Source organism: Ralstonia sp. OTU4908 (assembly GCF_038440115.1).
Taxonomy (GTDB): Bacteria; Pseudomonadota; Gammaproteobacteria; order Burkholderiales; family Burkholderiaceae; genus Ralstonia; species Ralstonia pickettii.
This window is the reverse complement of sequence record NZ_JASATD010000001.1, coordinates 201,107-227,982: the sequence shown is the minus strand read 5'-3', so window position 1 is coordinate 227,982 and position 26,876 is coordinate 201,107. Positions and strand designations below refer to the sequence as shown.

Sequence of the window (26,876 nt, the reverse complement as noted above, 5' to 3'; positions counted from 1 at the left end):
TGGGCTTAGCTGCGGTTTTCGGTGGGCGGCGCCTCGGGCGTCTGCTCGCCGGGGTCGTGCAGCTTGTCGCGTGTGATGCCTGGCGGCACCTCGCCCTGGCGCATGCGGCGCAGCGTGTCGTGCCGGCTTTGCGGCTTGGGTGCCGTGCTGCCGGTGCGGCCCGCTTCCGCATTGGCGGGCCGGTCGCCCGGTTTGCGGTGCGACTCGGCCTGTTCCCAATCGGCCTGACGCTGTTCGGCGTCCCGGTTTTCCTTCTGTTGCTTGTCTCGCATGGTTCGCTCCGGTGTGGTGTGCAGGTTTGAGAACTCAGCGGCGCTTGCGGATCAAGCTGACCTGTCCGTTGCGCTCCAGAATGGCGGCCTCTACATCGTCCAGCGTGCGCGCACCCAAGGTCTGGCGCACGCTCTCCTGCACATCGCCCACGGTGATGAGTGCCGCATCCATCTCGCCCTGGTTGAACCGGCCTTCGCGATAGACCTCGCGTTGGCGGCCCGCGATGAACCACTCGAGCTGGGGCAGCCGCACGCACGCCCACCCCAGCAGACGGTGCACGGCCACCAGCGCGAGCGACGCCGATATCGTTGCTACAAACGGCGACGCGCCGACAATCGCGCGGCTCAGCGTCGCCCCGAGCAACACGGCGACGACAAAGTCGAACGGTGCACGCTGCCCGAACGAGCGTCGGCCCGACAGGCGTACCAGCGCCAGCCCGATGGCGAACACCACCACCGCACGCATCGCGGTTTGCAGGGGGTTGAGATCCTTGCCTTCGCCAAAGAGGAACAGCAGCGTATCCATTGCGCCTCCCGTGGTGGATATGAAGTCTTTTCGACCACCAGAGCAAGCCGCGTGCCGCCCGGTATGCGCTCGAGAGTCGCCACTCAAGTCACACGCGCGCCCAATGGCATGGCGCGTGCTGAAAGCCGGTACCTCCACCCTTTCATAGCGAGCCCACCATGCCCGACCAGCCCCAACAGCAACCGCCACAGCATCAGGACCGTCAGCCGGGCACTGAAGCCAACATGACCCCCCGCCCGCAATCCGAAATGGAAAATTACGTCGGCAGCGGCAAGCTCACAAACAAGGTGGCCATCGTCACCGGCGGCGACAGCGGCATCGGCCGCGCGGTCGCCATCGGCTTTGCCAAGGAAGGCGCCGATGTGCTGATCGCGTACCTGGACGAACACGACGACGCCAACCAGACCTGCCGCCTCGTCCGCGCAACGGGCCGCCGCTGCGAAGCCATTGCCGGCGACCTGGGCGACGAGGCACACGCCCGCGCGGTCATCACGCAGGCGGTCGCCACGTTCGGCAAGATCGACATCGTGGTGAGCAACGCGGCGGAACAGCACCCGCAGCAAAGCCTGGCCGACATCGATGCGGCGCAGCTCGAACGGACGTTCCGCACGAACGTCTTTGCGATGTTCTATTTGATCCGTGCCGCGCTGCCGCACCTGCATGAAGGCGCCCGCATCATCACGACCACGTCGGTCACCGCGTTTCGCGGCAGCGGCCACCTGGTGGACTACGCCGCCACCAAGGGGGCGATCGTGGCGTTCACGCGCTCGCTGGCGCAGCAGCTCGCGGACAAGAGCATCCTGGTGAACGCGGTGGCACCGGGGCCGATCTGGACACCGTTGATCCCGTCCACGTTCGATGCGGAGCACGTCGCAAAATTCGGCAGCAAGGAGCCACTGGGCCGCGCGGGCCAGCCCGATGAAGTGGCGCCTTGCTACATCTTTCTTGCATCTGCCGATGCAAGTTACATGACGGGCCAGACGCTGCATCCGAATGGGGGGGGAGATCGTCAACGGGTGACAGTGCGCTTGCCCTCCGCATCATCAAAACGCCGTCCGCATCCCCACCATCGCGCCGAGCTGGCTCACGCCCCTGGCCGGCGTGGTCCCACCGCCGCCACCGCTGACGGAATACTGCGCGTTGGCGCTGTTCCACAGATAGCCGGTCTGCGCATACAGCGCCGTGCGCTTCGAGAGCGCATAGACGCCGCGCAGGACGGCCATCGTCGCGCTGCGGCTCTGGTCGGCATTGACCAGGCGGATCAGGCCCGCATCAAGCGTGAGTGCGCCCGTGAGCGGATAGCTGCCGTTGACGAAGTACAGGTTGGAACGGACGTCGCCCGCGACGGCTTGCACGCGGCGACCGATCCAGCCGACGCCCAGCTTGGCGTTGCCGAGCTTTACATAGCCGTTGGCGACGATGCGGCGGTCCTTGTCGCCCGCATCGGTGAGCGCGATGGGCGCGCTGCCGTTGAAGAAGGATGCGGTGGCGCCAGTGCCGCCGCGTTGTTCCTCGTAAGCGCCGGCCACGCCGAAGGTGGCCGCGTCGTACTTCACCATGGCCGACATGGCGCGACATGCCGACGCGTTGCCCGCCACCTCGCCCGCGCAGGTTCCGGAGGCCGGCACACCGCCCGCCGCGTCACGCCCAAACGAATACGTAGCACCCACCGTCAGGCCGCTGAAGGTGCCCTTGTAGGCGATGGTGTTGTCCGTGCGTGCATTGGGAACGTACGCATCCAGTGAACCGATGGCGTACTGGCTGGGGCCGAGGATGTCTGCATCGGCCAGCGACAGAAACACCATGCTGTACTGCCGCCCCAGCGTGACGGTGCCGTAATCGCTCGCCAGCCCGACCCACGCCTGCCGGCCGAACAGGCGGCCGCCCTGGCCGGAAGTGCCGGTGTCGGTGTTGAAGCCGCTTTCCAGCGTGAACACGGCCTTCATGCCGTTGCCCAGGTCTTCAGCGCCGCGCAGGCCCCAGCGCGAGGGCAGCGTGCCCGTGACCGACGGAATGCGCGTGAGGCCGTTGCCGTTGGTATTGGCGTGGCTCACGTATTCGATGCCAGTGTCGATCAGGCCGTAGAGCGTGACGCTCTGTGCGCGGGCAGCTCCGCCGGCGAGTGCGCACGTGGCGGCTGCCACCAGCATGAGACAGCGCGTGCGCAAGGTGGTGTTTTGCATGTGGGGCCCCTCCTAGGGTCGAGCCGGTCCCGCGCCCCATGTCTGGCGGGCCGGCAGTTTGGTATGCGTGGGAGGCGCCATCGGGGCGACGGCGCGAGAAAGAACAACCGCTATGTCAGTCCTGCACGCGCGGCCGCTTGAGCAGCAGCAGCGCAGCCAGCGCCGCGATGATGGTGACCGGGATGCTGGCGCCGATGATGGTGGTGGCGTGCTGCCCCATCGCCAGCAGTTGACCGGCCAGCAGCGGCCCGGCGATCGAGCCCAACCGGCCCACCGCCACCGCAGCGCCAACGCCGGTGCCTCGCACGACGGTCGGGTAGTACGCCGCCGCCAGCGCATACAGCACCGACTGCGCGCCGATCACGAACAGCCCAGCCATGAAGGCGCCGGCCGACATCGATGCCATGCCGCCCGCCGCAGCCAGCAACGACAGCGCCGCGATGATGCCGACATACATGCCCGACACCACCCAGCGCGGGCGCGCCGCGTCCATCAGCATGCCAATGCCCAGCGCGCCTGCACCGCCGCCGATGTTGAACAGGATCTGCACCATGCCCACCTGCGGCCGGCTCAGCCCCTGCGCGGCCATCAGGGAGGGCAGCCAGTTGAGCAGGAAATACAGCACGATCAGCGTGAAGAAGTAGCTCACCCACAGGAACAGCGTGGCGGCCGTCCGGCGCTCGCCAAACAGTGCCCATGACACCGGCGGCGGCTGGATGGCGCCGCGTTGCTGACCGTCGAAACTGCGGTCAAACCGGCGCGACTCCTGCAGCGTCAGCAGCAGCGGCACCACCACCAGCGGGCCGAAGCCGCCCACGTAGAAGATATGGCGCCAGCCGGAATCGCCCGCGCTCAACATGCCGACCACCGCGGCGATGGCACCTCCAAACGGGATGCCGCAATACATGACGCTCACGGCGGTGTTGCGCAGGCGTGCGGGTACCGCTTCGGCACACAGCGCGATCAGGTTGGGCATGGCGGCCCCCAGGCCGATGCCGGTGGCCACGCGGATCGCCAACAGGCTGTTGAAATCCCACACGTGCGCGGTGGCGATCGAAAAGATGCCGAACAGCGCCGTCGCCAGGATCAGCACGCGCTTGCGGCCGATGCGATCGGCCAGGCGGCCGCCCAGCATGGCGCCCGGCAACAGGCCGAACGTGCCGGCGCTGAAGGCCAGGCCCATCTGCCCGACCGACAGGCCGAACTCGCGCGCCATGCGCGGCGCAGCCACGCCGATGGATTGCAGGTCGAGCCCTTCAAGCAGCGCAACGATGAAGCACAGCCCGAGCGTCATGGCGACGCCGGGGCCGACGCGCTCCCGCGCCAATGTCGTGGTGGTGGTTTGCATGTCGTCTCCTTCCGGATGGTGGGCGGCCGTCATTGGCAAGTGAAGCTCGACGCGTCGTTGACGCTGCCGGTGCCCGTGTAGCGCGCGTTCTTCGGGTAGGCGCACAGCGGGCGCGTGCGGTCGTGGCCGGCGGCATTCCAGTCGCTGGGCACTTCGGCATTCGGCACGGCGTTGGCGGGGCCGCGTGCGGTGGCGACCACACTGTCGGGCGCCACGCCGTGTTCTACCCATGCCACCAGTGGCGTGAGCATGTCGAACTGATCGGCGGTCGGGCCGCCCGAGCAATGGTTCATGCCGGGCACTGGATAGAAGCGCGCGAAGTTGCTGGCATCGCCGCCGTTGGCTGCAGCCAGGCGCTGGTACCAATCGGTCGTGTCGTCGGACGAGAACACCGGGTCGCTCGTGCCGTGGTAGACCATCAGCTTGGCGCCGCGCCCCTTGAGCGTGCCGAGGTTGGTCTCATCCGGCGGCGTCATGAATGACCAGGCGGATTCGGTGTACGTGGCGTCGGTGGCGAAGATTTTCGGGGCGTCGGTGTCCATGTTGAACGCCAGGCCATACGCGGTGAGTGACGTGATGGCCGACGCCGGCTGCGGCGTGGTCGTGAACACGAACGCCAGCGCTGCAGGATCCAGCTGGATCGAGTTGCCTTGCTTCCACGCCGCCCAGTTGCTGCCGCTGATGCCGGCGTCAAACGAAAAGCCCGAGTACAGCGCCTGCCCCGCACTGTTGCGCGCGCCGGCAAACAGGTTGGCCATCACGGTTTTCTGCGCGGCGGTCAGGCAGGTGCCGTCTCGGGCGCCGGTGCAAGTCGGCACATCGTTGGCGAGGCTGAAGGCGGTCTGGCACGCCTTGAGGTTGTTGATCATGCCGTCGGTGGTGCCGTCCAGCGCATCGCACTTGGCGAGCACGTGGCTGGCGACCATGGAGCGCTCCGTGGCGCTCAGAGACGTGGTGATGTCCGGAAAGCCGGCGCTGGTGTTGGCCGTGGCCACCGTCGCCAGTTGCTGCGCGCTGTACACCTCGTTGATGGCCGCCTTGGGCAGGTGGAAGCCCGGGTCGCCGGCCACGATGCCGTCATACGCATTGGCCGAACGCGCGGCGGCCACCATCGCATGGCGCCCGCCGTTGGAGCACCCGCCAAAGTAGCTGCGGTCCGGCGCCTTGCCGTACACCTGCGCGATCATCGACTTGGCCATCGGCGTGAGCGTGGCAACGGCGTTGTAGCCGTAGTCGAGGCGGGCCTGCGGGTCGCGCCCGAACAGCGGCACCTGGCTGCCGTTATGCCCCGCATCCGAACTGATGACGGCAAACCCCGAGCCCAGCGCGCTGCTGATGGGACCACCGCCCAATGCGCCCAACGCGGTGGCCACGGAGCCATCCAGCCCGCCGTTGGCCTGGTAATAGAAGCGCCCATTCCAGGCCTTGGGCAGGCGCATCTCAAAACCGATGGCGTAGGTCTTGCCATCCACGGGGCTCACGCGCGTGTTCATGGTGCCGGTGACCAGGCAGTGCTCGGGCACGGCGTTGCCGCCCACGCTCAACGTGCCTGCCGCCACGGTCGAGATGGCGGTAATGCTGGTGTTGGCAAAACTCAGTTTGCCGGCAAAGCTCTCGCACGCAGCGGCAAGGTTCAAACCGGTGGCGGGCGAAAGCTGTGGCAGCTGCGATGCTTGCGACGTTGATGCGTCGCCTGTGCTGTCGTCGTTGCAGCCGGCGCAGCTCAGCGCGAGGGCGAGCGCGGCCAGCGCCATGCCCCGTGACATGACGGTCTTCATGAGTCTCCTCCTGGGTGGATGAACCGGTCTTTGCCGGTTGGTCGGATTGCTGCGTTGGAATCAACCCGCGCGAATCACCGCAGGATCGCCATCGCGATACAGCGTGTCGACCTGCTCGGCACGGTGGGCCAGCACGGCGCGCTGGTTGAGCGTGCCCTTGTCGGTCACCTCACCACGATCCAGCGACGGCGGCACGTCCAGCAACAGCAGCCGCGCCACGCGCGTGGCGCTGCCGGTGGCCGTGGCGTTCAGTTCGTGCAGCAGCGCGGCAAACGCGGCGCGCACGGCGGGGGCAGCCAACACGTCGGCTGCGCTGGCGCTTGGCGGCAGGCCCGACAGCCGCCGGCATCGCTCCATCTGCGGGAACACCAGCAAGCCGATGTCGTCACGGTTCATGCCGGCAATCACCACGTCCTGCACATACGGCGCGCCCGCGGCAATCACACGTGCGCGCAACGGGCCCACGCTGACGAACGTGCCGGAGCTGAGCTTGAAGTCCTCTGCAATGCGGCCATCGAAGACGAGGCCTTTTTCCGGGTGCTCCGGATCGTAGAAACGCAGCGCGTCACCGCTGCAGTAATAGCCGTCTTCGTCGAAGACCGGCGCGGCAGGCTCTTCGCCCAGGCGCCAGTAGCCACGCATGACGTGCGGCCCGCGAAAGCGCGCCTCCAGCTTGTCGCCCACGGGCACGAGCTTGAGTTCGCAGCCCGGCGCCGGCGTGCCGACATAGCCGGAGCGCATGATCGGCGCAGTGGTGAACAGGCAGCACGGCGACGTCTCCGTCATGCCCAGGCCGGCCATAATGCGGATGCGCTCGCCGCAGTGCTGGCCGGTGACGCGCTCCAGCCGGTCCCAGGCCTCTTGCGACAGCCCGGCACCACCAAAGAAGTACAGCTTCACGCGCGAGAAGAAGATCTCCCGCAGGGCCGGGTCCCGTTCCAGCGCCAGCGCGAGTTCTTCCCACCCCTTGGGCACGTTGAAATACGCGGTGGGCGCGATCTCGTGCAGGTTGCGCAGGGTCTCGTCGAATTTGCCCGGCACGGGCCGGCCGTCATCGATGTAAAGCGTGCCGCCGTTGTAGAGCACGATGCCCACGTTGTGGCTGCCGCCGAAGGTGTGGTTCCAGGGCAGCCAGTCCACCAGCACCGGCGGCTCCTTGGCGAATTCGGGAATGGTCTGGCGCAGCATCTGCTGGTTGCTGCACAGCATGCGGTGCGTGGTCGGCACGGCCTTGGGAGCGCGTGTCGAGCCGGAGGTGAACAGCACCTTGACCAACGTATCGGGGCCGGTGGCGGCCTGTGCGGCGTCTGCCGTCGCCACGGGCGTCTGCAGCAACGTGTCGAAGGCTGTAGCGCTGCGCCCCGGCAATACGCCGTCGCGCGTGATGACCTCCACGCCGTCGGGCACCACCGCGTCGATGGCGTTGGCGAAGGCCGCGCCATCTGCGGCATAGACAAGCCCGGGCGTCAGCACGTCAAACACGTGGCGCAGCTTGCCGAAATCGGTCGACACCAACGCATACGGCGGCGACACAGGCGCGTATGGCACACCCGCCCACATGGCGCCGAGTGCCAGCTGCAAGTGTTCAAGATCGTTGCCGGACAGGATCGCCAGCGGGCGCTCGGTGGAGACACCGCGATCCAGCAGCGCCTGACCGATGGCGCGTGCGCGCTCCAGCATCTCGCGGTACGTCAGCTTGATCCACGCGCCGTCCGGGCCACGGCGAGCGGCCAGCACGCGATCGGGGTGGCGCTGCGCGCCCGCCACGAGGCAGTCGGTCATGCGCGGCGGATGCTCGGCCAACGCCTCGGTATTGCGCACGTGCCAGACAGTGCCGTCGCGCGCGTCCATCTCGCAACGCGCAGGCGCATCGCTCACGGCGACCTGCCTGTAGGGTTGATCGGGCACACCTGCCGGGGGCGGCGTGTGATGCCGGGTTTGAACCTGCGGGCCCTGAGCCTGCATTTCGACGTGATTCACGTCTTGTCTCCTGAATGCGCCGCCCGTTTTATGGTTGTGGTGGGCGGCTGCCGAACTTCAGATCGGTTAAATCGGATAGTGGCGCGGCGTATTCTGCAAGGTGATCCAGCGCAGCTCGGTAAATTCCGCAATCGACGCCTTGCCGCCAAACCGGCCGTAGCCGCTGCTCTTCACGCCGCCAAACGGCATCTGCCCCTCGTCGTGCACGGTGGGGCCGTTGATGTGGCAGATGCCCGATTCGATACGCTGCGCAACCCGCATGGCGCGCGACACATCGCGGCTGAACACGGCGGCCGACAAGCCGTATTCGCTGTCGTTGGCCAGGCGGATCGCCTCTTCATCGCCATCCACACGCGCCACCGTCACCACGGGGCCGAACGATTCCTCGTTGTACAACCGCATGGCGGGCGTTACGCCGTCCACGATGGCGGGCTGCACGATGGCGCCATCCATGTGCAAGCCGACGGGCAGCGCGGCGCCGTGCGCACGGGCGTCTTCCACCAGCGCCTGCACGCGCCGGGCCGCATCTACGCTGACCATCGCGCCCAACTGCGCTGTAGCGTCAGTCGGGTCACCTGCGCGAAGCGTGCGTGCCTTGGCGGCCAGCTTGTCGACGAGGGCATCGGCAATCTTGCGATCGACGATGACGCGTTCGGTCGACATGCAGATCTGCCCCTGGTTGAAGAACGCGCCAAACGCAATCGCATCGACCGCGGCATCCAGATCCGCATCGTCCAGCACGAGCACCGGCGCCTTGCCGCCCAGCTCCAGCAGCGCAGGCTTCAGGTGCCGCGCCGCGTGCTGCGCAATGATGCGCCCCACGTGCGTGGAGCCCGTGAAGTTCACGCGGCGCACGGCCGGATGCGCGATCAGGCGCTCCACCACCTGGGCGGCGTCGGCCGGCGCATTGGTCACCACGTTGACCACGCCATCGCCCAGGCCAGCCTCCTGCAGCACGGTGCCGATCAGCCGATGCACGCCCGGACACAGTTCCGACGCCTTGAGCACGACCGTGTTGCCGCATGCCAGCGGCATTGCCAGCGCGCGCGTGCCCAGGATCACCGGCGCATTCCACGGTGCAATGCCGAGCACCACACCGCAGGGCTGGCGCACGGCCATCGCAAAGTTGCCCGGCACGTCGGAGGGAATGACGCTGCCGTCGATCTGCGTGGTCATGGAGGCGGCTTCGCGCAACATGTTGGCCGCCAGCATGACGTTGAAGCCGATCCAGTTGGGACTGGCGCCGGTTTCGGCCGCGCCGGCGCGGATGAAGGCGTCGGTGTGCTGGTCCATCAGGTCGGCTGCCTTGAGCAGGCGCTTGCGGCGCTCGCCCGGCGGCAGCGCCGCCCACGCAGGGAAGGCATCGGCGGCAGCCTGCACGGCGACGTCGGCGTCCTCCAGCGTGGCAGCCGCCGCGCGCGAGGCAACCGCGTCGTTCACCGGGTTGCGGCGCTCGAAGGTGGCACCGTTGGCAGCCGGCCGGCTTTGACCACCGATCAGCAGGGTCACAAGCTGGGTCACCTCAGGCATGGGTTCGTCTCCGGGGGGCGTGGGCGTGAGCGGGCCAGATCAGGCGCGCTTGTAGGCTTGCAGGCCCGGCTTGATCGACTTGTCGTCCAGGAACTGTTTGAGGCCCTGCTCACGGCCGCCCTCCGGATCACGCAGCGTGGCCTGGTCGAGCTTGGCGTACAGGTAGTCCTCGTTCTGCTCCCACGTCAGCTCGCGGCTGCGCTTGAAGCCATGCTTGGCGGCGCGCAGCACCACGGGGTTCTTCTCGAGCAGCTTCTCGGCCAGTGCCACGGTGCGCGCACGCAGGTGGGCATGCGGCACGCTCTCGTTGACGAGGCCCATGGCGGCAGCCTGCTGACCGGTGAAGGTCTCGCCGGTCATGATGTAGTAGAGGGCCTGGCGGTGGCCCACGGTATCGGCCATCGCCTTGCTGACGAGGTTGCCCGGCGGAATGCCCCAGTTGATTTCCGACAGGCCGAAAGTGGCCTCGTCTGCGGCAATCGCCAGATCGCACGCCACCAGCGGCGAGAAACCACCGCCGAAGCACCAGCCGTTGACCATCGCGATGGTTGGCTTGGCATACATGCGCAAGAGCTTCCATTGCCACTGGCAGGCGTCACGGCGGATCTTCTCTTGCAGGATTTCCGGGCCGGCGTCGACTTCGCGGAAGTACTCCTTCAAATCCATGCCGGCCGTCCACGCATCACCCGCGCCGGTCAGCACCAGCACCTTGGCATCGGCATCCAGCTCCAACGCTTCGAGCACCTGGATCATTTCCGAGTTGAGCGTCGGGCTCATGGCGTTGCGCTTCTCCGGGCGGTTGAACGTCACCCATGCAATGCCCTGGTCCACATTTACATCCACGGTTTGCCAGCGCCCTTGGTAATCAGCCATTTCCATCTCCTTGATCTGTCGGCTTGCTTGAAACGTCCGCCATCTCGTGTGTGGCGTGTCTCAGCTTGAGACCCATTTAATATCAGGTAGCCTGATATTACAAGGAGATTATCATTGCCGTAAACCCTGATCCGAACGACACGTAGCAGAATGTGCGCATCGCATAGGTGCACACCCACTCACATCCATGGCGGCCACACGAACCAAACGCAACACACCTCAGCCCGCGCAAGACGGTGCCCCGGCAACGTCTGCACGACTGCCCTACCTGATCGGCCGCACCGATCGCATCGTCAAGCGCCGCTTGGGCGAAGCGCTGGCGCCGCATGGGCTGACGGTGCCGCAATTCACCGCGCTGTCGGTGCTGCACGCGCGCGGCAGCCTGTCGAACGCACAACTGGCGGAGCGCTCGTTCATGTCGCCGCAATCGGCCAATGAAGTGGTAAAGGCGATGGAAGCGCGCGGCTGGGTGACCCGCACGCCCGATCCAACGCACGGCCGCATCGTCATGCTGGGCCTGACCGACGAAGCGCTCGCACTGTTGGCGCTGTGCGACGAGGCTGTCAGCCGTCTGGAGCAGGAAATGTTGCAGGGAATCGACGTCGCGCACGCCGCATTGCTGCACGATCTGCTGCTGCAATGTGGGCGCAATCTGCGCTGAGCGGGGCCCTTCAGTTGCCACGGCTGCCGCCGTTATGCAATGTAATAAAGTCTGATCATAGAAACATTCTGATCGACACCCCTCGGCGATAGAATGGCTGGTCGCCGCCGTTCGAGCGGTCTTCGCCCCCGTCAACGCCTCGCGGTTCTAAAACGCCTCCATGTGGATTGTCCAACTTGCGCTGCGAAGGCCACTGACGTTCATCGTCCTCGCCTTGCTGATCCTGCTGGCGACGCCGTTTACGCTCATGCGTACGCCGACGGACATCTTTCCGGAAATCGACATTCCGGTCGCCAGCATCATCTGGAACTACAACGGCCTGCCCGCCAAAGAGATGGCCGACCGCATCGTGTCGGTCACGGAGCGCAGCCTGACGACCACCGTCAACGACATTGAGCACATCGAGTCGCAATCGTTGGGCGGCGTGTCGATCATCAAGGTCTTCTTCCAGCCCAACGCCAACATCCAGACCGCCCTCGCGCAGATCGTGGCGAGCACGCAGGCGCAGGTGCGGCAGTTGCCGCCGGGCACCACGCCGCCGCTGGTGATCAAGTATTCGGCGTCGAGCATTCCGATCCTGCAACTGGGCCTGTCGAGCAACACGCTGTCGGAGCAGGAACTCAATGACGCGGCACTGAACTTCCTGCGCCCGCGCCTGATCACGGTGCCCGGCATCGCGGTGCCGTTCCCGTATGGCGGCAAGAGCCGGCAGATCACGGTCGATCTCGACACGCAGAAGCTGCTGGCCCAGGGCCTGACGCCGGTGGATATCGTCAACGCGGTGGGCGCGCAGAACCTGATCCTGCCGGCCGGCACGCAAAAGATCGACGCCACCGAATACGGCGTCACGCTCAACGGCACGCCGGGCAGCATTGCCGCGCTCAACGCGATTCCGGTCAAGACCAGCAACGGCGCCACGCTCTATCTGGGCGACGTGGCCAATGTGCGCGACGGCTTCTCGCCGCAGACGAACGTGGTGCGCCAGGACGGGCAGCGCGGCGTGCTGCTCTCCATCCTGAAGAACGGCGGCGCGTCGACGCTCGATATCGTCAGCAACATCTACAAGCTCCTGCCGACCGCCGCTGCCGCGTTGCCGCAAGACCTCAAGATCACGCCGCTGTTCGACCAGTCGCTGTTCGTGAAGGCGGCCATTGAGGGCGTGATCCGCGAGGCGCTGATCGCCGCATGCCTGACGGCCGCGATGATCCTGCTGTTCCTGGGCAACTGGCGCAGCACGGCCATCATTGCGGTGTCGATTCCGCTGTCGATCCTGTCGTCGATCATCGTGCTGCACCTGATTGGCGAGACCATCAACCTGATGACACTGGGCGGCCTGGCGCTGGCGGTCGGGATTCTCGTGGACGACGCCACCGTCACCATCGAAAACATCGAGCGCCACCTGCACGAGGGCAAGGAACCGATCACCGCGATCCTGGATGGCGCAGCGGAGATCGCCGTGCCGGCCTTCGTGTCGACCCTCTGCATCTGCATCGTCTTCGTGCCGATGTTCTTCCTCACGGGCGTGGCGCGCTACCTGTTCGTGCCGATGGCCGAAGCGGTGATCTTCGCCATGCTGGCGTCGTACGTGCTGTCGCGCACGCTGGTGCCGACGCTGGTGATGATGCTCATGACCGGGCACACGCAAGACGCGCGGAAGGCCGACGCAAAACCGAGCACGTTCGGCCGCATCTACCGGGCGTTCAACACGCAGTTCGAACACATGCGCGGCAACTACGCCGCCATCCTCGGCGGGCTTCTGGAATACCGTCGCGTGTTTGCGCTGTCGTTCCTGGGCTTCTGCGTGGCGTCGTGCGCCCTGTACCTCGTGCTTGGGCGCGACTTCTTTCCCGATGTCGATGCCGGCCAGATCCGACTGCACATGCGCGCCCCGTCGGGCCTGCGCATTGAAGAAACCGCACGGCTGGCCGACGAAGTGGAAACGGCCATCCGCGAGATCATTCCCAAGCAGGAGCTGTCGACCATCCTCGACAACCTGGGCGTGCCGAACTCGGGGATCAACCTGTCGTACAGCAACGCGGGCACGATCGGCACGCTCGACGGTGAAATCCTGATTGCCCTGCACGAGGGCGAGCGCAAACCGAGCGCGGAATACATCCGCCGCCTGCGCGAAGCATTGCCCAAACGCTTTCCGGGTGTGGAATTCGCCTTCCAGCCTGCTGACATCGTCAGCCAGATCCTGAACTTCGGCCTGCCGTCGGCCATCGACGTGCAGTTCTCCGGCGCAGATGTAGCCACCAACCAGCAGCTTGCAGGCATTCTCGCCAACCGCATCCGGCAAATTCCAGGCGCGGTCGATACGCACGTGCACCAGCGTTTCGATCAGCCCACGCTGGCGCTGAACATGGACCGCACGCGCATCCAGCAGGTCGGCCTGGAAGGCCGCGACGTGGCGCAGAACCTGCTCGTGTCGCTCAGCTCCAGCTTCCAGACATCGCCCACGTTCTGGCTCAACCCGATCAACGGTGTGGTGTACCAGGTGGCCGTCACCAGCCCGCAGTACCGCGTCGATTCGCTCGACGCACTGCTGCGCACGCCGGTGGCAAGCTCGCGCGGTGGCGCCGCACAGGCAGGCGGGCCGCAGTTGCTGGGCAACCTCGTGCAGGTGAGCCCCGCGGTGCAGCCGCAAGTGGTGTCCCACTACGACATCACGCCGGTGGTGGACGTGTATGCCGCCGTGCAGGGCCGCGACCTGGGCGCCGTCGCCAAGGAAGTGCAGAAGGCCGTCGACGACATCCGCCCGAAGCTGCCACGCGGCGCGCAGGTCACGGTGCGCGGTCAGGTCAACACGATGGAATCGTCGTTCCTCGGCCTGGGCGTCGGGCTGGTCATGGCGATCGTGCTGGTGTACCTGCTGATCGTGGTGAACTTCCAGTCGTGGATCGACCCGCTCATCATCGTGACCGCCCTGCCCGCCGCTCTGGCCGGCATTGCGTGGATGCTGTTCCTGACGGGAACGACGCTGTCGGTGCCGTCGCTCACGGGGGCGATCATGACGATGGGCGTGGCGACGGCCAACTCGATTCTGTTGATCTCGTTCGCGCGGGAGCGCCTCGCCGAGGGCATTGCGCCGGTGCAGGCCGCGCTGGAAGCCGGCGCTACGCGCCTGCGCCCGGTGTTGATGACGGCGCTGGCGATGATCATCGGCATGGTGCCGATGGCGCTGGGCCTCGGCGAGGGTGCAGAACAGAACGCGCCGCTTGGGCGCGCGGTGATCGGCGGTCTGCTGTTCGCGACCGTCTCGACCCTTTTCTTTGTTCCGGTGGTGTTTGCCAGCGTGCACAACAGATTGCAGCGGCGCGCCGCCCGGCGTAGTCAAGATTTGCGGGGAAGCGAAGGACATGTCTGAGCAAACATCCGGAGCCCATTCTGGGGCGCATCCTGGCCTGCATTCGGGGCACCCCGCGGGGGGACCGCCGCACCACGTCGTCACCGTCGATCCGATCGAACACGTGGACCGCGCCCCGGCCATGCGTCGCGCACGCTGGGTCGTGATCGTCGTGGTGGTTCTGCTGGCGCTGGGCGCTGCCCGCACGCTGGTCAGCCGCTACTACAACGCGCATGCGCTGGAGCGTCAGGTGAGCGCGCAGACCAGCCGCTACGTCAACACCACGGCGCCCAAACCGGCCAACGCCAACCGCGAGCTGACGCTGCCGGGCACGCTGCAGGGCTACGTTGAATCGCCCATCTATGCCCGCACCAGTGGGTACGTGCTGCGCTGGTTCAAGGACATCGGTGCCCACGTGGACAAGGGCGAAGTGCTGGCGCTGCTCGACACGCCCGAAGTCGACCAGGAACTGAACCAGGCGCAAGCCACACGCAACCAGGCCGCCGCGCGCAAGGCGCTGGCACAAACGTCGCTCGCACGCTGGCAGAACCTGCGCCAGAAAGACGCCGTCTCGCAGCAGGAACTGGACGAGCGCACCAGCGCCGCCAACCAGGCTCAGGCCGATCTGGCCGCCGCCGAAGCCAACGTACGCCGCCTGCAGGAGCTGCAAGGCTTCCGCCGCGTGGTGGCCCCGTTTGCCGGTGTGGTGACCAAGCGCAATGTCGATGTGGGCACGCTGGTCAATGCCGGCAACGCGGGCGCCAACCGCGAGCTGTTCACGCTGGCGCAGACCGATCCGCTGCGCATCTATCTGTATGTGCCACAGGCGTATTCGCAGCAGGTGAAGGTCGGGCAGGACGTGGCTGTCACGCTGTCCGAGCTGCCCGGCCAGACCTTCCACGGCACCATCGCGCGCGCCTCGGGCGCGATCGACGCCACCACGCGCACCATGCAGGTGGAGGTGCAGTTGCCCAACAAGGACGGGCGCCTGCTGCCCGGGGCGTACGTGCAAGTCGCCATCAAGGGCAAATCGTCCGGCGACGATGCCGGCGCCAACGCGCGCGGCACTTTCCTCGTGCCGACGAACACGCTGCTCTTCCGCAAGGAAGGCCCGCGCATCGCCATCGCAGAAAACGGCCGCGTGGACCTGCGCCCCGTCACCATCGGACGCGACTACGGGCGCACGGTGGAAGTCGTCTCCGGTCTGAAGGCGACAGACGCGCTGATCCTCAACCCGGCCGATTCCATCGAGCAAGGCGAAGCGGTGACCATCGTCGCGCCCGCGCCGGCTTCGGCACCGGCGGCATCGGCACCGCGCGCATCATGATGGACCGACCGCGACTGCGTATCACCGCGCTGGCGGCCTCGCTGATCGTCTCGCTGGCCGCCTGCTCGCTCGCGCCGACCTACGAGCGCCCCGCCATGGACGTGCCCGCGCAGTGGCAGACCGAGGCTCCGTGGCGCGCTGCGCAACCGGCCGACGCCGCACCCAAGGGCTTGTGGTGGCAGCGCTTCAACGATCCGCAGCTCGACAGGCTGATCACGCAGGCGCTTCAGGAAAACCAATCGCTCAAGGTCGCGCTGTCGAACCTGGAACAGGCACAGGCACAGACGCGCGTGGCGCGTGCCAGCCTGCTGCCGACCATCACCGCCACCAACAACGACACGCGGACGCGCACCTCTTCGGAACGGCCGCTCTCGTCGTACACCAGCCCGACCATGTCCACCGTGCAGAGCGATTTCGTTCTGCGCGCCGACGTCAGTTACGAAGCCGACCTGTTCGGCCGCGTGCGCAACACCGTCGCCAACGCCGCAGCGAGCGAAGCGCAGGCCGGCGCCAATGTCGAGAATTTCCGCCTGCTGCTCGCCGCGCAGGTGGCCACCACCTGGTACAACCTGCGCGAGACCGACGCGGAAATCGCCGTGGTGCAGGAAGGTCTGGCGCTACAGCGCAAGGCGCTGGATTTCGTCACCTCGCGGCATCAGGACGGCGTGGCATCGGGGCTCGATCTGGCGCAGCAACAGGCGCTGGTGGACAGCACCGCCACGCAGGCCGAACTGCTGACCAAGCAACGCGCGCAGTACGAACACGCGCTCGCCACGCTGGTCGGCACACCGGCGCCTGCGTTCCATATCGACCCGATTCCGCTTCAGGGCACCGCCCCGCAGATTCCGGTGGCGCTGCCTTCCGACGTGATCGAGCGCCGGCCCGATGTAGCGGCCGCTGAACGCGGCGCTGCTGCCGCCAACGCGCAAGTGGGTGTGGCGCGCGCCGCGTTCTTCCCGAGCGTGATGCTCAACGGCGGCGCCGGTTGGGAAAGCCGCGATCTGGCGCTGCTGTTTTCTGCGCCGACGCTGCTGTGGTCGTTCGGCACGCAGATCGCTCAGACGGTGTTTGACGCCGGCCGCACACGGGCGCGCGTGGACTTTGCCAACGCGGCTTACCAGGGCGCGATCGCGAACTACCGCCAGACGGTGCTGGGCGCGCTGCAGGAAGTGGAGGACGGTCTTGCGGGGCTGCAATCGCTCGAGCGTGCCGCAAGCCAGGCGCGCCATGCCGTGGAAAGCGCCCGCAAAGTCTATGACATTGCCGGCGCGCGCTATGAGGGCGGCTTGGCAACGTCCTTGGACGTGATCACCGCGCAGCAGTCGCTGTTGAACAGCCAGCGCGCGGCGGTGCAGATTCTTGGCCAGCAGATGACGACGAGCGTGTTCCTCGTCAAGGCGGTGGGCGGCGACTGGAACCACGCTATCGCCGCGCCAATACCGACAGCCCAGCGGTAAGCCTCAGGCAATGGCGCGCAGGAACCGCGCGCCCACAAACAGCCCCGCCAGCCAGCTCAAGGTGAGCGCCACAGCAACGCACGCTTCAAGCAGCGCGGTCGCATCGCCGGGCAGGCTCAGCGCAAGCGCAATCACCGCGGCCATCAGCGCGCCCGCTGCAACCAGACTGACCACCAGCGCACCCACACCCGATGCGAGTGTGCGCACGAGCGGCGGATGCACATGCGCCGGCGGACACAGCACCGCCATGCGCGCCCGCACATAGGCGGTGGTGCGTGTGCCGTCGGTGGCGTCGGCGTGATGACGCATCACGTGCATCCAGGTTTGCGTGTCGAGCACGCCGGAACTCAGCTCCTGCGTCACGCGGCGCAGCGCGGCGCGTTCGCGCGCGTGGTCAGTGGCGTCGGACGGCGTTTCGTTCGCGTTCAGCCGGTCGAACACGGCCGGTGCAGCGGCCGGATCGCTCGCCCGCACCTCGTGCCGATATGTCACCCGCACGCGGCGCGAGCGGGCGAGATACGCGAGCGTCCCGATCGGCACCAGCACCTCCGCTGCCAGCAACAGCGCGAGCGGCAATCCCGCCGACGCCGCACCCGACGCCTGCACGGCCCACGCCCTGATCCCGCCGCTCATGCCCAGCGTGGCGAAAAGTTGCAGCAGGCAATATCCCAGCCAGACCCACGGAAACCAACGTACGCGCAAAAACGCCACAACAACCAGCCCCAACGGAAACACCAGACCTGCAAGCGGCGGCAGCGATCGTGCCGCGCCGCCGCCCGTCTCGCCCGACATCAGCACCATGGCCATCGCCAGCACCACCACGAGCACCGGCAGCGTGTTCAGCCATAGCAGTGTCACCAGCCAGCCGCGAACGCCATAAAGCCGGTGCGCCCGCGCACGCGCCGCCGATATCGCAATCCACCTTCCTTGCATGAAACTCCTTGTCCGGGTCCGCCATGCGGCGCGCTGTAGCGCGGCATGGATTACTGAATTTCGGCGATTGTGTCATCGGGGCAACGCAGGTGGCCCCCTCTGGAGTGGGGACCGCCGCACATTGTTGCTAATGTCTGGGCAGACCCAATGCCGACAAGGGTTTGCGAGCAATTAGTTGTTCTTAATTCAGATGTTGAAATCTCTGAGTGTTGTATCGGCGCCTTAATGTGGGCGCGTCCGCTGGCAAGGGTCAGCATGTCCGCTGCGCATACGAGCCCGAACCATTTGCATGTGATGCGTGCCACAAGGCTCCTTACACTCGCTGCAAACTCACAGAAAGCCGATATGCGCCCACACCGTCTGCCGCAGTGCCTGCTGTCCGCCCTCACCCTGAGCCTGGTGCTTGTGGGTCCAGCCCGAGCCGCGCCGACGCCTGAACCGGTCGACATCCTGATCCGCAACGGCACCGTGGTCGACGGCCGCGGCGGCGCGCCATTCGTGGCCGACGTGGGTATCCGCCATGACCGCATCGTGCTGGTGCAGCCCTCCGCCGGGGGCGTGCAGGCGAAAACGGTGCTCGACGCGCACGGGCTGGTGGTGGCGCCGGGCTTTATCGATCCGCATACGCACGCCTATCACAACCTCATCGCCAAAGACCGGCATCAGAACCTGCCCTACCTGCTGCAGGGGGTGACGACGGTGGTGATCGGCAACGACGGCATCGTGCTCGAAGGCGACGGGCCGGATCTCGATCGCATCGGGCCGACGCTCAAGGCGCTGGAAGCCAACCGCATCGGCACCAACGTGGCCATGCTGGTGGGCCACAACGCCGTGCGCCACAGCGTGATGGGCGACGTGGCCCGTGTACCCACCGCTGAAGAACTCAAAGCCATGCAGGGCGTGATGGAAGACGGCATGCGCGACGGCGCCTTCGGCATGTCGACGGGCCTCGTGTACACACCCGGTGTGTTCGCCAAGACCGACGAGGTGGCGGCGTTGGCCAAGACCGTGGCCGCGCATGGCGGCATCTACGACACGCACCTGCGCGACGAAGGCAACTTCCGCACCGGCCTCGTCAACGCGGTGAAAGAGGCGCTGGACATCGGCCAGCAGTCGGGCATCCCGATCCACATCTCGCACATCAAGGCGCTGGGTGTGGATTCGTGGGGCAAGAGCGCGGAAGTCATCAGCCTGATTCGGCAGGCGCAGGCCAACGGCATGAACGTATCGGCAAGCCAGTATCCGTACACGGCGTCGAGCACGCACATCATTCCGGCGCTGGTGCCGGGGTGGGCGCGCGACGGCGGCAACGACGCGCTGCTCGAGCGACTGCAAGACCCCGCCACGCGCGCGCGCATTGCCGCCGACATGGAAAAGGCCATGCAACAGCGCAACGGGCCGGCGGCGCAGGTGCTGATCTCCGCCAACCCCGAATACAACGGGCAGTCGCTCGAGGCGCTGGGCAAGAAGCTCGGCGTGAGCCCCGTCGATGCGGCCATCAGCGTGATCCAGCACGGCGGCACGAACATCGTGTCGTTCAACATGAGCGATGCCGACCTGGAAGCGTTCATGAAGCAGGACTTCGTCGTGGGCGGCTCCGACGGCATTGCCGGACACCCGCGCGAAGCCGGCACCTTCGCACGCCGCATCGGTGAATACGTCAGGCGCAAACACGTGATGACGCTGCCGTTTGCCGTCCGCCAGGCCAGCGCGCGCACCGCTGAGATTTTCGGCATCAAAGACCGCGGCACCGTGCAGCCCGGCAAGTTTGCCGATCTGGTCGTCTTCGACCCCGCCACCTACGCCGACCGCGCCAGCTATGAACAGCCTGGGCTGCCGCCCGTGGGCGTGCGCTGGGTGCTCGTCAACGGCGCGGTGGCTGTGGCCGATGGCAAGGCGGTGCCGGATGTGCTGGCGGGACGGGCCTTACGCAAATGAACAAGTCACGCCACGCGGCGACGAAGCTCAGATCACGTCGCCAAGTTCGCGCACATCGGTGCCCGTGCAGCACGCCAGTATCTCGGCAGGCTCTTCGCTGACGGACAGATAGACGTGCCCGACTGCGCTGTCGAAGTACAGGCTGTCGCCGGGCGTCAGGCGAAAGGCGTCGCCGTTCTCGAAGCGCAGTTCGATCTCGCCGCCCAGCACGAAGACGAATTCCTCGCCGGGGTGGCGGATGTAGTCTGGAAAGTCCTCGACCGAGCGCGCGCGGATGTGTGCGCGCATCGGCAGCATGCGTTTGCCGGTCAGCGCGTCGGCCAGCATCCCATATTCGTAATTCGGCGTGTCGTAAATGACCTGGCCGCCCGATGGGGTGAAGGTGGGCCGCAGCGGGCCGGCATCGGGCGTGCGGCGCCGCCCGAGCAGTTGCTCGAACTCGAGCCCCAATGCCTGCGCCAGGCCGGCAAACTTCTCATAGGTGAGGGCAATATCGCCGCGCTCGGCCTTGGAAATGGTCGACAGCGCCACGCCAGAGCGCTCCGACAGCTCTTGCAGCGTCAGCCCGCGCGCCTTGCGCGCCTCGCGGATGCGCGCCCCCACCTCCTGGTGATTGAGCTGCGCCGGTGCCTCGTCGATTGAATGGGGCTGGGTAGCCGCTTTTGCGCTCGATGCCACGCACGTCTCCGGGTTTTCTCGTATACGAGAATTTAATTTTTCTCGTATACGATAACTCAAACCCTCCCCAGCCTCCAACACAGGAGAGCCGCCCGTGTCGACACTCGCCCTCGACAGCCGCCCCGCGCTGTCACGCACGCAAGTCATTGCCGCTACCACCATCGGCACAGCGCTGGAGTTTTACGACTTCACCATCTACAGCTACTTCGCCATCCAGATCGGCCAACTGTTCTTTCCATCGGCATCGCCGGTGAACCAGTTCCTGTTGTCGATCGGCGTGTTTGGCGTGGGCTTTGTGGTGCGGCCACTCGGCGGCGTGATCATCGGCGCGTATGCCGATCGCGCCGGGCGCAAGAAGGCGATGGTGCTGACCATCATGATGATGGCGCTGTCGTGCGCGCTCATTGCCACGGCGCCCACGTACGCCACGGCGGGCATCTTCGCGCCGATGATCGTGCTGGCCGCGCGCCTGATGCAGGGCTTTGCAGCCGGCGGCGAATTCGGACCGGGCACCACGTTGCTGGTCGAGTACGCAAGCGATCGCACGCGGGCATTCTTTGCGAGCTGGAACTTTGCGGCGACCGCGCTGGGGCTCGCGCTGGGCGCCGCGGTTGCCACGCTCATCAACGTGACGCTCTCCAAGGAGGCGGTGCTCGCCTGGGGTTGGCGGCTGCCGTTCCTGCTGGGCATTTTTGCGGCCCCGGCCGGCATGCTGATCCGCCGCCGGCTGGAAGAAACGCTCGACCGCCGTGACACGGCGCCCGGCCACGCCAAGCCACAAGGCGCGCTCAAAGCGGCACTGACCACGCATTTGAAGCTGACCATTCTCGGCACGTTTGCGGAGCTGGGCGGCTCGGTGTCGGTATATATCACCGCGTTCGTCCTGCCGAGCCACGCGGTGCGCACGCTGCATATGTCGCCCACGGCGGCAGTGGCCTCGGGCGTGGTCAGCTCGCTCGTGCTGTTTGTGGCGGCACCCATTGCCGGACGCCTGGCCGATCGCTACACCCGCAAACGCCTGCTGGTCACGTCGCGCATCATCATGCTGCTGGCGGTGTACCCCGCGTTTGCCTTTCTGGGCGCGCATCCGACGCCGCTGGCGCTGTATGCGGTATCCGCATTGCTGGCGATATTCGTGGCCGCCCAGATCGTGCCCGTGCTGGTGATGATCCCGGAACTGTTTCCCAAGCACGTACGCGCGACGGGGATTGCACTCACGTATGTGGTGAGCGCATCGTTTTTCGGCGGGTTCTCGCCGTTCATCGCGAGCTGGCTGGTGGAGCGCACCGGCAACCCGCTGGCGCCAGCGTGGTATGTAGCGGCCGCATGCCTCGTGTCGTTGGTGCCGGTAATCTGGCTGCGGGACCGCACGGGCGAAGCGCTTTAAAGGGAATACTCATGTCGCACAACGACGAACTTGTCAGCCGGTCTGCGGTGGAACTGCGCCGGCTGATCGGCGCCAAGGAAATCTCGCCAGTCGAGTTGCTCGACGCCTGCATCGACCGTATCGAAGCCATCAATCCTGCCGTGAACGCCGTCACGGCGACGTGTTTTCCGCAGGCGCGCGAAGCCGCAAAAGCCGCAGAGCGTGCCGTGCTGAATGGTGAACCGCTCGGGCTGCTGCACGGCCTGCCGCTCGGCGTGAAGGATCTGGAAGACACAGCGGGGTTGTTGACGACGTACGGCTCGCCCACTGCGCGCAGCAACGTGCCGACGCAAGACGTCTTGCTGGTCGAGCGTCTGCGCGCCGCGGGCGCCGTGCTGGTGGCGAAGACCAACGTGCCGGAGTTCGGTGCCGGCGCCAACACGCGCAACCCCGTGTGGGGCGCCACAGGCAACCCGTTCAACCCGAGGCTGAATGCGGGCGGCTCGTCGGGCGGTGCGGCAGCCGCGCTCGCGTGCGACATGCTGCCCGTCTGCACGGGGTCCGACACCGGCGGCTCGCTGCGCATTCCGGCCTCAAAATGCGGCGTGGTCGGCTTTCGGCCATCGCCGGGGTTGGTCCCGAACTCGCGCAAGAAGCTCGGCTGGACGCCCATTTCAGTGGTCGGCCCGATGGGGCGCACGGTAGCCGAAGCGTGCCTGCAAGTGGCCGCCACGGCTGGATTGTCGGCAAGCGATCCACTCAGCTTCCACGTGGATCCGCTCAGCTTTCTCGCGCCCGCGCCGCTCGATCTCTCCACACTGCGCGTCGGCTGGACGGAAGATTTCGGCTGCTGCGATGTCGATGCCAGCATCCGCGCGGTCTTTCGCGAACGCATTGCCGCCATCGCGCCGATGTTCCGGTCGTGCGAGCCCGTGCAGTTCGACCTCGGCGAGGTGCACCGGTGCTTCGATGTCATCCGCGCAGAAAGCTTCGTCGCCGGCCTGCATGACGCCTACACGCGCGACCCGGCGTCGATCGGCCCCAACTCGCGCGCCAACTACGAGCTGGGCGCCGCGATGACGCTCGCCGATTGTGCGTGGGCGCAGGCGGAGCAAACGCGCATCCTCAAACGCTTCCAGGCGACGTTCGGCCAGTACGACGTGATCCTGTCGCCGACGACGCCGGTGTCGCCGTTTCCGTGGAGCGAGCTGTATGCCACGCACATCGACGGCCGCGCGCAGGAGAACTATTACCGCTGGCTGGCGCTGACGTACGTCGTCACGCTGACCACGCACCCGGCGATCTCATTGCCGTGCGGCGTTGACCACGCCGGCATGCCGTTCGGCCTGCAGATCGTCGGGCCCTTCCACGGAGACCGCAAAGCGCTGGCCGTGGCGCATGCGCTCGAGCAGGCTTTCGACGCGTCTGCTACGCTGCGGCGGCCGCGTCCGGACCTCGCCAAGCTCACGCAGCCGACGCCGGCACTCCAATCCATCGTCACCGCGCCGCCGGTGTTCGATGCCGCCACGAGCGGCATGGGCACCTCGGCCGTCTGAACCTATAACGACCTCCTCGACATGACCGACATCCAACGCTTCCACACCAACGCCCGCATGAGCCAGATCGTGATCGCCAATGGCATCGTGCATCTGGCCGGCCAAGTGCCTGACAGCGACTTCAAGCCGATCACCGAGCAGACCAACAACATTCTCGAGCGCATCGACGCCCTGCTGGCTGAAGCGGGTGTCGACAAGACGAGATTGATCTCCGCCAACATCTGGCTGACCGACGCCAAGCACTTCGCCGAGCTGAACGCCGCGTGGGAAGCCTGGGTGCCGGCCGGCCACGCGCCCACGCGCGCCTGCGTGCAGTCGGGCCTGATGCGCCCGGGCATCGATGTGGAAATCGCCGTCACGGCGCTGGCCAAGGGTTAAGGAGCCGGCCGCCATGCGCTTTGACACCCTTGTGCTGGGTGCCGGCATTGTCGGCGTGTCGGTGGCGGTGCATCTGCAGAAACGCGGGCGCGCCGTCGCGCTGGTGGACCGCCGTGCGCCGGGCTTTGAGACGTCGTTCGGCAATGCCGGGCTGATCCAGCGCGAGGGTGTGTATCCGTATGCGTTTCCGCGCGACCTGTCGACGTTGTTGCGTTATGCGGGCAACACGTCGGCGGATGTGCATTACCACCCGGGCGATCTACCCCGGTTGCTGCCGTTCTTGTGGCAGTACTGGCGCAACTCGCACCCGACGCGGCACGCGGCGATTGCACGTGCGTATGCGCCGCTGATCGCGCACAGCGTGAGCGAGCACCGCGCGCTGGCCGAAGCCGCCGGTGCCACGCATCTGATCCGGCCCAGCGGTTGGATCAAGGTCTTCCGCAATGCCGCCACGCAAGACAAGGAAACGCGCAACGTCGAGCGCTGGCAACGCGAATACGGCGTCGCGTTCGAAGCGCTCGACCCCGCGCGCCTGCGCAGCGTTGAACCGCATCTGGACACATCGCTGCTCGGTGGCCTGCGCTATACAGAAGCGGATTCCGTGAGCGACCCGAACGCGCTGGTCACGGCCTACGCAAAGCATTTCGAGCAACTCGGCGGCCGCCTGTTTGAAGCCGACGCCAACACGCTGACGCCCAACGCGCCGTGGCTGCTGCAAACGAAGGAAGGCGAGCTGCGCGCCGACAACGTCGTCGTGGCGATGGGCCCCTGGGCGGATGTACTGACATCGCGCCTGGGCTACAGCCTGCCGCTGGCCGTCAAGCGCGGGTATCACATGCACTACGCGCCCGCGCACGGTGCGCAGTTGAACCATCCCGTGCTCGATGCCGACGGCGGTTATGTGCTGGCACCGATGGCGCGCGGCATCCGGCTGACGACCGGCGCGGAACTCGCACACCGCGATGCACCGAAGACGCCCGTGCAGCTCAACGCCGTCGAGCCCGTCGCGCGTACGCTTTTTCCGCTGGCCGAACGTGTGGATGCGGAACCCTGGCTTGGCGCCCGCCCCTGCACGCCCGACATGCTGCCGATCATCGGACCAGCGCCGCACCACGCAAACATGTGGTTCGCGTTCGGCCATGCGCACCACGGCCTGACGCTGGGGCCGATTACCGGGCGATTAATTGCGGAAATAATGCTGGGCGAGACACCGACCGTAGATGTTCGCCCGTTCCGTGCACAGCGGTTCTGGGATTCAGCTCGCTAGTTCAACCCGCCCTGGCACAGGTACTTGATCGACAGGTAATCGTCGAGCCCGTACTTGGAGCCCTCGCGGCCGTAGCCCGATTCCTTCACGCCGCCAAAAGGCGCCGCCTCGCTGGCGAGCGCGCCTTCATTGATACCGACGATGCCCGCTTCCAGCGCGCGTGATACACGCTCGATGCGGCGGATGTCCTGCGTGTAGAAATACGAGGCGAGCCCAAACGGCGTGTCGTTGGCGGCCTGCACGGCTTCGGCTTCATCGACGAAGCGGAACAGCGGCGCAACGGGGCCGAACGTTTCTTCGCCGCACAGGGCCATGCTGCTGTGGGCGTCGGCCAGCACGGTGGGCGCATAGAAGTGTTCGCCAACTTCCGGCAGGCGCTTGCCACCGGCCAGCACGCGCGCACCGTTGGCAACGGCGTCCTGCACGTGGCGTTCGATCTTGTCGACGGCGCGGGCATTGATCATCGGGCCGATCTGCGCATCCGGATCGGTGGCGGGCGCGACTTTCAGCGCGGAAACCCGCTCGGCCAGCATGGCGCCAAAGCGCTCATACACGCCGGCCTGCACGTAGACGCGGTTGGGGCACACGCACGTCTGGCCGCCGTTGCGAAACTTGGCCGCCAGCAAACCCGTGATGGCCGCATCAAGGTCCGCGTCGTCAAACACGATGAACGGCGCGTTGCCGCCCAACTCCAGCGACAGCTTCTTTAGCGTGCCCGCCGATTCGTGCGCCAGATACTTGCCCACCGGCGTCGAGCCAGTGAAGGTGATCTTGCGCACGCGGCTGTCGTGCAGCCAATCGGCCACGGCCTCGATGCCGCGCTCACGCGAGGCCGAGATCATGTTCAGCACGCCCGGCGGCAGCCCGGCCTCCTGCGCAAGCTGCGCCAGCGCGAGCGCCGTGAGCGGCGTGTCTTCCGCCGGCTTGGCGACCACGGTGCAGCCCGCCGCCAGCGCCGGCGCGATCTTGCGCGCAATCATCGCCAGCGGGAAATTCCACGGCGTGATGGCCGCCACGATGCCGACGGGCTCCTTGACGGCGCTCATGCGCTTGCCGCGCTGCTGCTGCGGGATCAGGTCGCCGTAGATGCGCGTGGCCTCGTCGGCAAACCAGGCGACGTACGAGGCGCCGTACATGACCTCGCCGCGCCCTTCGGCAAACGGCTTGCCCTGCTCCAGAGAAATCAGCCGCCCCAGCGCGTCGGCATTGGCAACGATGGCCGCGTGCCAGCGGCGCAAGATGGCAGCGCGTTCGGCAGGCAGCGTGTCGCGCCACGCGGGAAAGGAGCGGGCTGCCGCGTCGGTGGCGGCACGCGCGTCGGCAACGCCGCTGTCGGGCACGTTGGCGATGAGGCTACCGGTGGCCGGGTCCGTCACGGCAAAACGTGCGCCGTCGGTGCCGGCAACCCACTGGCCCTCGATCAGGTTGTCGGTGCGCACGAGCCCCGTCTGCCGAAGTTGGTCGAAGCTGAAAGCCATC

20 protein-coding genes and 1 pseudogene are annotated in these 26,876 nt (G+C 66.7%); 10 read left to right on the top strand and 11 right to left on the bottom strand.

Annotated features, from left to right (window positions below):
• Positions 1-5 precede the first annotated feature (5 nt).
• Both AAHM38_RS00995 and AAHM38_RS00990 read right to left on the bottom strand, forming a co-directional pair.
• Positions 6-272: a hypothetical protein gene (locus AAHM38_RS00995; protein ID WP_103518678.1), complete on the bottom strand. Its 267-nt coding sequence runs from the start codon at positions 270-272 to the stop codon at positions 6-8.
• A 34-nt stretch (positions 273-306) separates the two neighbouring features.
• Positions 307-798: a DUF421 domain-containing protein gene (locus tag AAHM38_RS00990; RefSeq protein WP_103518677.1), complete on the bottom strand. Its 492-nt coding sequence runs from the start codon at positions 796-798 to the stop codon at positions 307-309.
• A 158-nt stretch (positions 799-956) separates the two neighbouring features.
• On the opposite strand from AAHM38_RS00990, the pseudogene AAHM38_RS00985 reads away from it, so the two are divergent.
• A pseudogene (locus AAHM38_RS00985) lies at positions 957-1,818 on the top strand (SDR family oxidoreductase).
• A 23-nt stretch (positions 1,819-1,841) separates the two neighbouring features.
• Here AAHM38_RS00985 and AAHM38_RS00980 read toward each other — a convergent pair.
• The 6 genes from AAHM38_RS00980 to AAHM38_RS00955 all read right to left on the bottom strand — a co-directional run bounded on the left by AAHM38_RS00980 (position 1,842) and on the right by AAHM38_RS00955 (position 10,490).
• Positions 1,842-2,981: a porin gene (locus AAHM38_RS00980; RefSeq protein ID WP_116575008.1), complete on the bottom strand. Its 1,140-nt coding sequence runs from the start codon at positions 2,979-2,981 to the stop codon at positions 1,842-1,844.
• Between the two features lie 115 nt (positions 2,982-3,096).
• Positions 3,097-4,329, bottom strand: a complete 1,233-nt coding sequence (mhpT, locus tag AAHM38_RS00975) for a 3-(3-hydroxy-phenyl)propionate transporter MhpT (protein WP_116575007.1) — start codon at positions 4,327-4,329, stop codon at positions 3,097-3,099.
• Between the two features lie 29 nt (positions 4,330-4,358).
• A complete protein-coding gene (locus AAHM38_RS00970; RefSeq protein ID WP_116575006.1) occupies positions 4,359-6,107 on the bottom strand; it encodes a tannase/feruloyl esterase family alpha/beta hydrolase in 1,749 nt (582 codons plus the stop codon).
• 60 nt (positions 6,108-6,167) lie between these two features.
• Positions 6,168-8,072, bottom strand: a complete 1,905-nt coding sequence (locus tag AAHM38_RS00965) for a feruloyl-CoA synthase (protein WP_116575135.1) — start codon at positions 8,070-8,072, stop codon at positions 6,168-6,170.
• Between the two features lie 81 nt (positions 8,073-8,153).
• Positions 8,154-9,617, bottom strand: a complete 1,464-nt coding sequence (locus AAHM38_RS00960; RefSeq protein WP_116575005.1) for an aldehyde dehydrogenase — start codon at positions 9,615-9,617, stop codon at positions 8,154-8,156.
• Positions 9,618-9,656: 39 nt separating this feature from the next.
• Entirely contained in the window at positions 9,657-10,490 is an 834-nt protein-coding gene (locus tag AAHM38_RS00955; protein ID WP_103518673.1) for a p-hydroxycinnamoyl CoA hydratase/lyase, read from the bottom strand.
• Positions 10,491-10,677: 187 nt separating this feature from the next.
• On the opposite strand from AAHM38_RS00955, the gene AAHM38_RS00950 reads away from it, so the two are divergent.
• The 4 genes from AAHM38_RS00950 to AAHM38_RS00935 all read left to right on the top strand — a co-directional run bounded on the left by AAHM38_RS00950 (position 10,678) and on the right by AAHM38_RS00935 (position 17,281).
• Positions 10,678-11,151, top strand: a complete 474-nt coding sequence (locus AAHM38_RS00950; RefSeq protein ID WP_009240125.1) for a MarR family winged helix-turn-helix transcriptional regulator — start codon at positions 10,678-10,680, stop codon at positions 11,149-11,151.
• A 160-nt stretch (positions 11,152-11,311) separates the two neighbouring features.
• Complete coding sequence (locus AAHM38_RS00945) at positions 11,312-14,518, top strand: efflux RND transporter permease subunit (RefSeq protein ID WP_116575004.1); 3,207 nt, start codon at positions 11,312-11,314, stop codon at positions 14,516-14,518.
• Positions 14,511-15,824, top strand: coding sequence for an efflux RND transporter periplasmic adaptor subunit (locus tag AAHM38_RS00940; protein WP_116575003.1), 1,314 nt, complete (start codon positions 14,511-14,513; stop codon positions 15,822-15,824). Before AAHM38_RS00945 ends, AAHM38_RS00940 begins: the two co-directional genes overlap by 8 nt.
• On the top strand, positions 15,824-17,281 hold the full coding sequence (locus AAHM38_RS00935; protein WP_179817519.1) for an efflux transporter outer membrane subunit: 1,458 nt from the start codon (positions 15,824-15,826) through the stop codon (positions 17,279-17,281). Before AAHM38_RS00940 ends, AAHM38_RS00935 begins: the two co-directional genes overlap by 1 nt.
• Before the next feature lie 3 nt (positions 17,282-17,284).
• Here the strand turns inward: AAHM38_RS00935 and AAHM38_RS00930 are convergent, their stop codons facing one another.
• Positions 17,285-18,214, bottom strand: a complete 930-nt coding sequence (locus AAHM38_RS00930; RefSeq protein ID WP_116575001.1) for a hypothetical protein — start codon at positions 18,212-18,214, stop codon at positions 17,285-17,287.
• A gap of 345 nt (positions 18,215-18,559) precedes the next feature.
• Here AAHM38_RS00930 and AAHM38_RS00925 point away from each other — a divergent pair, with 345 nt between their 5' ends.
• On the top strand, positions 18,560-20,152 hold the full coding sequence (locus AAHM38_RS00925; protein WP_116575000.1) for an N-acyl-D-amino-acid deacylase family protein: 1,593 nt from the start codon (positions 18,560-18,562) through the stop codon (positions 20,150-20,152).
• 27 nt (positions 20,153-20,179) lie between these two features.
• Here AAHM38_RS00925 and AAHM38_RS00920 read toward each other — a convergent pair whose 3' ends face one another.
• Complete coding sequence (locus AAHM38_RS00920; RefSeq protein ID WP_179817514.1) at positions 20,180-20,830, bottom strand: helix-turn-helix domain-containing protein; 651 nt, start codon at positions 20,828-20,830, stop codon at positions 20,180-20,182.
• Between the two features lie 94 nt (positions 20,831-20,924).
• On the opposite strand from AAHM38_RS00920, the gene AAHM38_RS00915 reads away from it, so the two are divergent.
• From AAHM38_RS00915 to AAHM38_RS00900, 4 genes are read left to right on the top strand one after another with little or no spacing between them, the layout of a single operon-like run.
• Positions 20,925-22,217: an MFS transporter gene (locus AAHM38_RS00915; RefSeq protein WP_116574999.1), complete on the top strand. Its 1,293-nt coding sequence runs from the start codon at positions 20,925-20,927 to the stop codon at positions 22,215-22,217.
• A gap of 11 nt (positions 22,218-22,228) precedes the next feature.
• Positions 22,229-23,752, top strand: a complete 1,524-nt coding sequence (locus tag AAHM38_RS00910) for an amidase (RefSeq protein ID WP_116574998.1) — start codon at positions 22,229-22,231, stop codon at positions 23,750-23,752.
• A 21-nt stretch (positions 23,753-23,773) separates the two neighbouring features.
• Positions 23,774-24,130, top strand: a complete 357-nt coding sequence (locus AAHM38_RS00905) for a RidA family protein (RefSeq protein WP_116574997.1) — start codon at positions 23,774-23,776, stop codon at positions 24,128-24,130.
• A gap of 13 nt (positions 24,131-24,143) precedes the next feature.
• Positions 24,144-25,397, top strand: a complete 1,254-nt coding sequence (locus tag AAHM38_RS00900) for an NAD(P)/FAD-dependent oxidoreductase (protein ID WP_116574996.1) — start codon at positions 24,144-24,146, stop codon at positions 25,395-25,397.
• Here AAHM38_RS00900 and AAHM38_RS00895 read toward each other — a convergent pair.
• The gene (locus tag AAHM38_RS00895) at positions 25,394-26,875 is read right to left on the bottom strand and encodes an NAD-dependent succinate-semialdehyde dehydrogenase (RefSeq protein WP_116575133.1); all 1,482 of its coding nucleotides are present in this window, start codon (positions 26,873-26,875) and stop codon (positions 25,394-25,396) included. The genes AAHM38_RS00900 and AAHM38_RS00895 overlap by 4 nt on opposite strands.
• Position 26,876: the final 1 nt, after the last annotated feature.

Coding starts and splice junctions, on each gene's coding strand:
- AAHM38_RS00995 (WP_103518678.1), bottom strand. CDS start 272: ATGCGAGACAAGCAACAGAAGGAAAACCGGGACGCCGAACAGCGTCAG.
- AAHM38_RS00990 (WP_103518677.1), bottom strand. CDS start 798: ATGGATACGCTGCTGTTCCTCTTTGGCGAAGGCAAGGATCTCAACCCC.
- AAHM38_RS00980 (WP_116575008.1), bottom strand. CDS start 2,981: ATGCAAAACACCACCTTGCGCACGCGCTGTCTCATGCTGGTGGCAGCC.
- mhpT (WP_116575007.1), bottom strand. CDS start 4,329: ATGCAAACCACCACCACGACATTGGCGCGGGAGCGCGTCGGCCCCGGC.
- AAHM38_RS00970 (WP_116575006.1), bottom strand. CDS start 6,107: ATGAAGACCGTCATGTCACGGGGCATGGCGCTGGCCGCGCTCGCCCTC.
- AAHM38_RS00965 (WP_116575135.1), bottom strand. CDS start 8,072: ATGCAGGCTCAGGGCCCGCAGGTTCAAACCCGGCATCACACGCCGCCC.
- AAHM38_RS00960 (WP_116575005.1), bottom strand. CDS start 9,617: ATGCCTGAGGTGACCCAGCTTGTGACCCTGCTGATCGGTGGTCAAAGC.
- AAHM38_RS00955 (WP_103518673.1), bottom strand. CDS start 10,490: ATGGCTGATTACCAAGGGCGCTGGCAAACCGTGGATGTAAATGTGGAC.
- AAHM38_RS00950 (WP_009240125.1), top strand. CDS start 10,678: ATGGCGGCCACACGAACCAAACGCAACACACCTCAGCCCGCGCAAGAC.
- AAHM38_RS00945 (WP_116575004.1), top strand. CDS start 11,312: ATGTGGATTGTCCAACTTGCGCTGCGAAGGCCACTGACGTTCATCGTC.
- AAHM38_RS00940 (WP_116575003.1), top strand. CDS start 14,511: ATGTCTGAGCAAACATCCGGAGCCCATTCTGGGGCGCATCCTGGCCTG.
- AAHM38_RS00935 (WP_179817519.1), top strand. CDS start 15,824: ATGGACCGACCGCGACTGCGTATCACCGCGCTGGCGGCCTCGCTGATC.
- AAHM38_RS00930 (WP_116575001.1), bottom strand. CDS start 18,214: ATGCAAGGAAGGTGGATTGCGATATCGGCGGCGCGTGCGCGGGCGCAC.
- AAHM38_RS00925 (WP_116575000.1), top strand. CDS start 18,560: ATGCGCCCACACCGTCTGCCGCAGTGCCTGCTGTCCGCCCTCACCCTG.
- AAHM38_RS00910 (WP_116574998.1), top strand. CDS start 22,229: ATGTCGCACAACGACGAACTTGTCAGCCGGTCTGCGGTGGAACTGCGC.
- AAHM38_RS00905 (WP_116574997.1), top strand. CDS start 23,774: ATGACCGACATCCAACGCTTCCACACCAACGCCCGCATGAGCCAGATC.
- AAHM38_RS00900 (WP_116574996.1), top strand. CDS start 24,144: ATGCGCTTTGACACCCTTGTGCTGGGTGCCGGCATTGTCGGCGTGTCG.
- AAHM38_RS00895 (WP_116575133.1), bottom strand. CDS start 26,875: ATGGCTTTCAGCTTCGACCAACTTCGGCAGACGGGGCTCGTGCGCACC.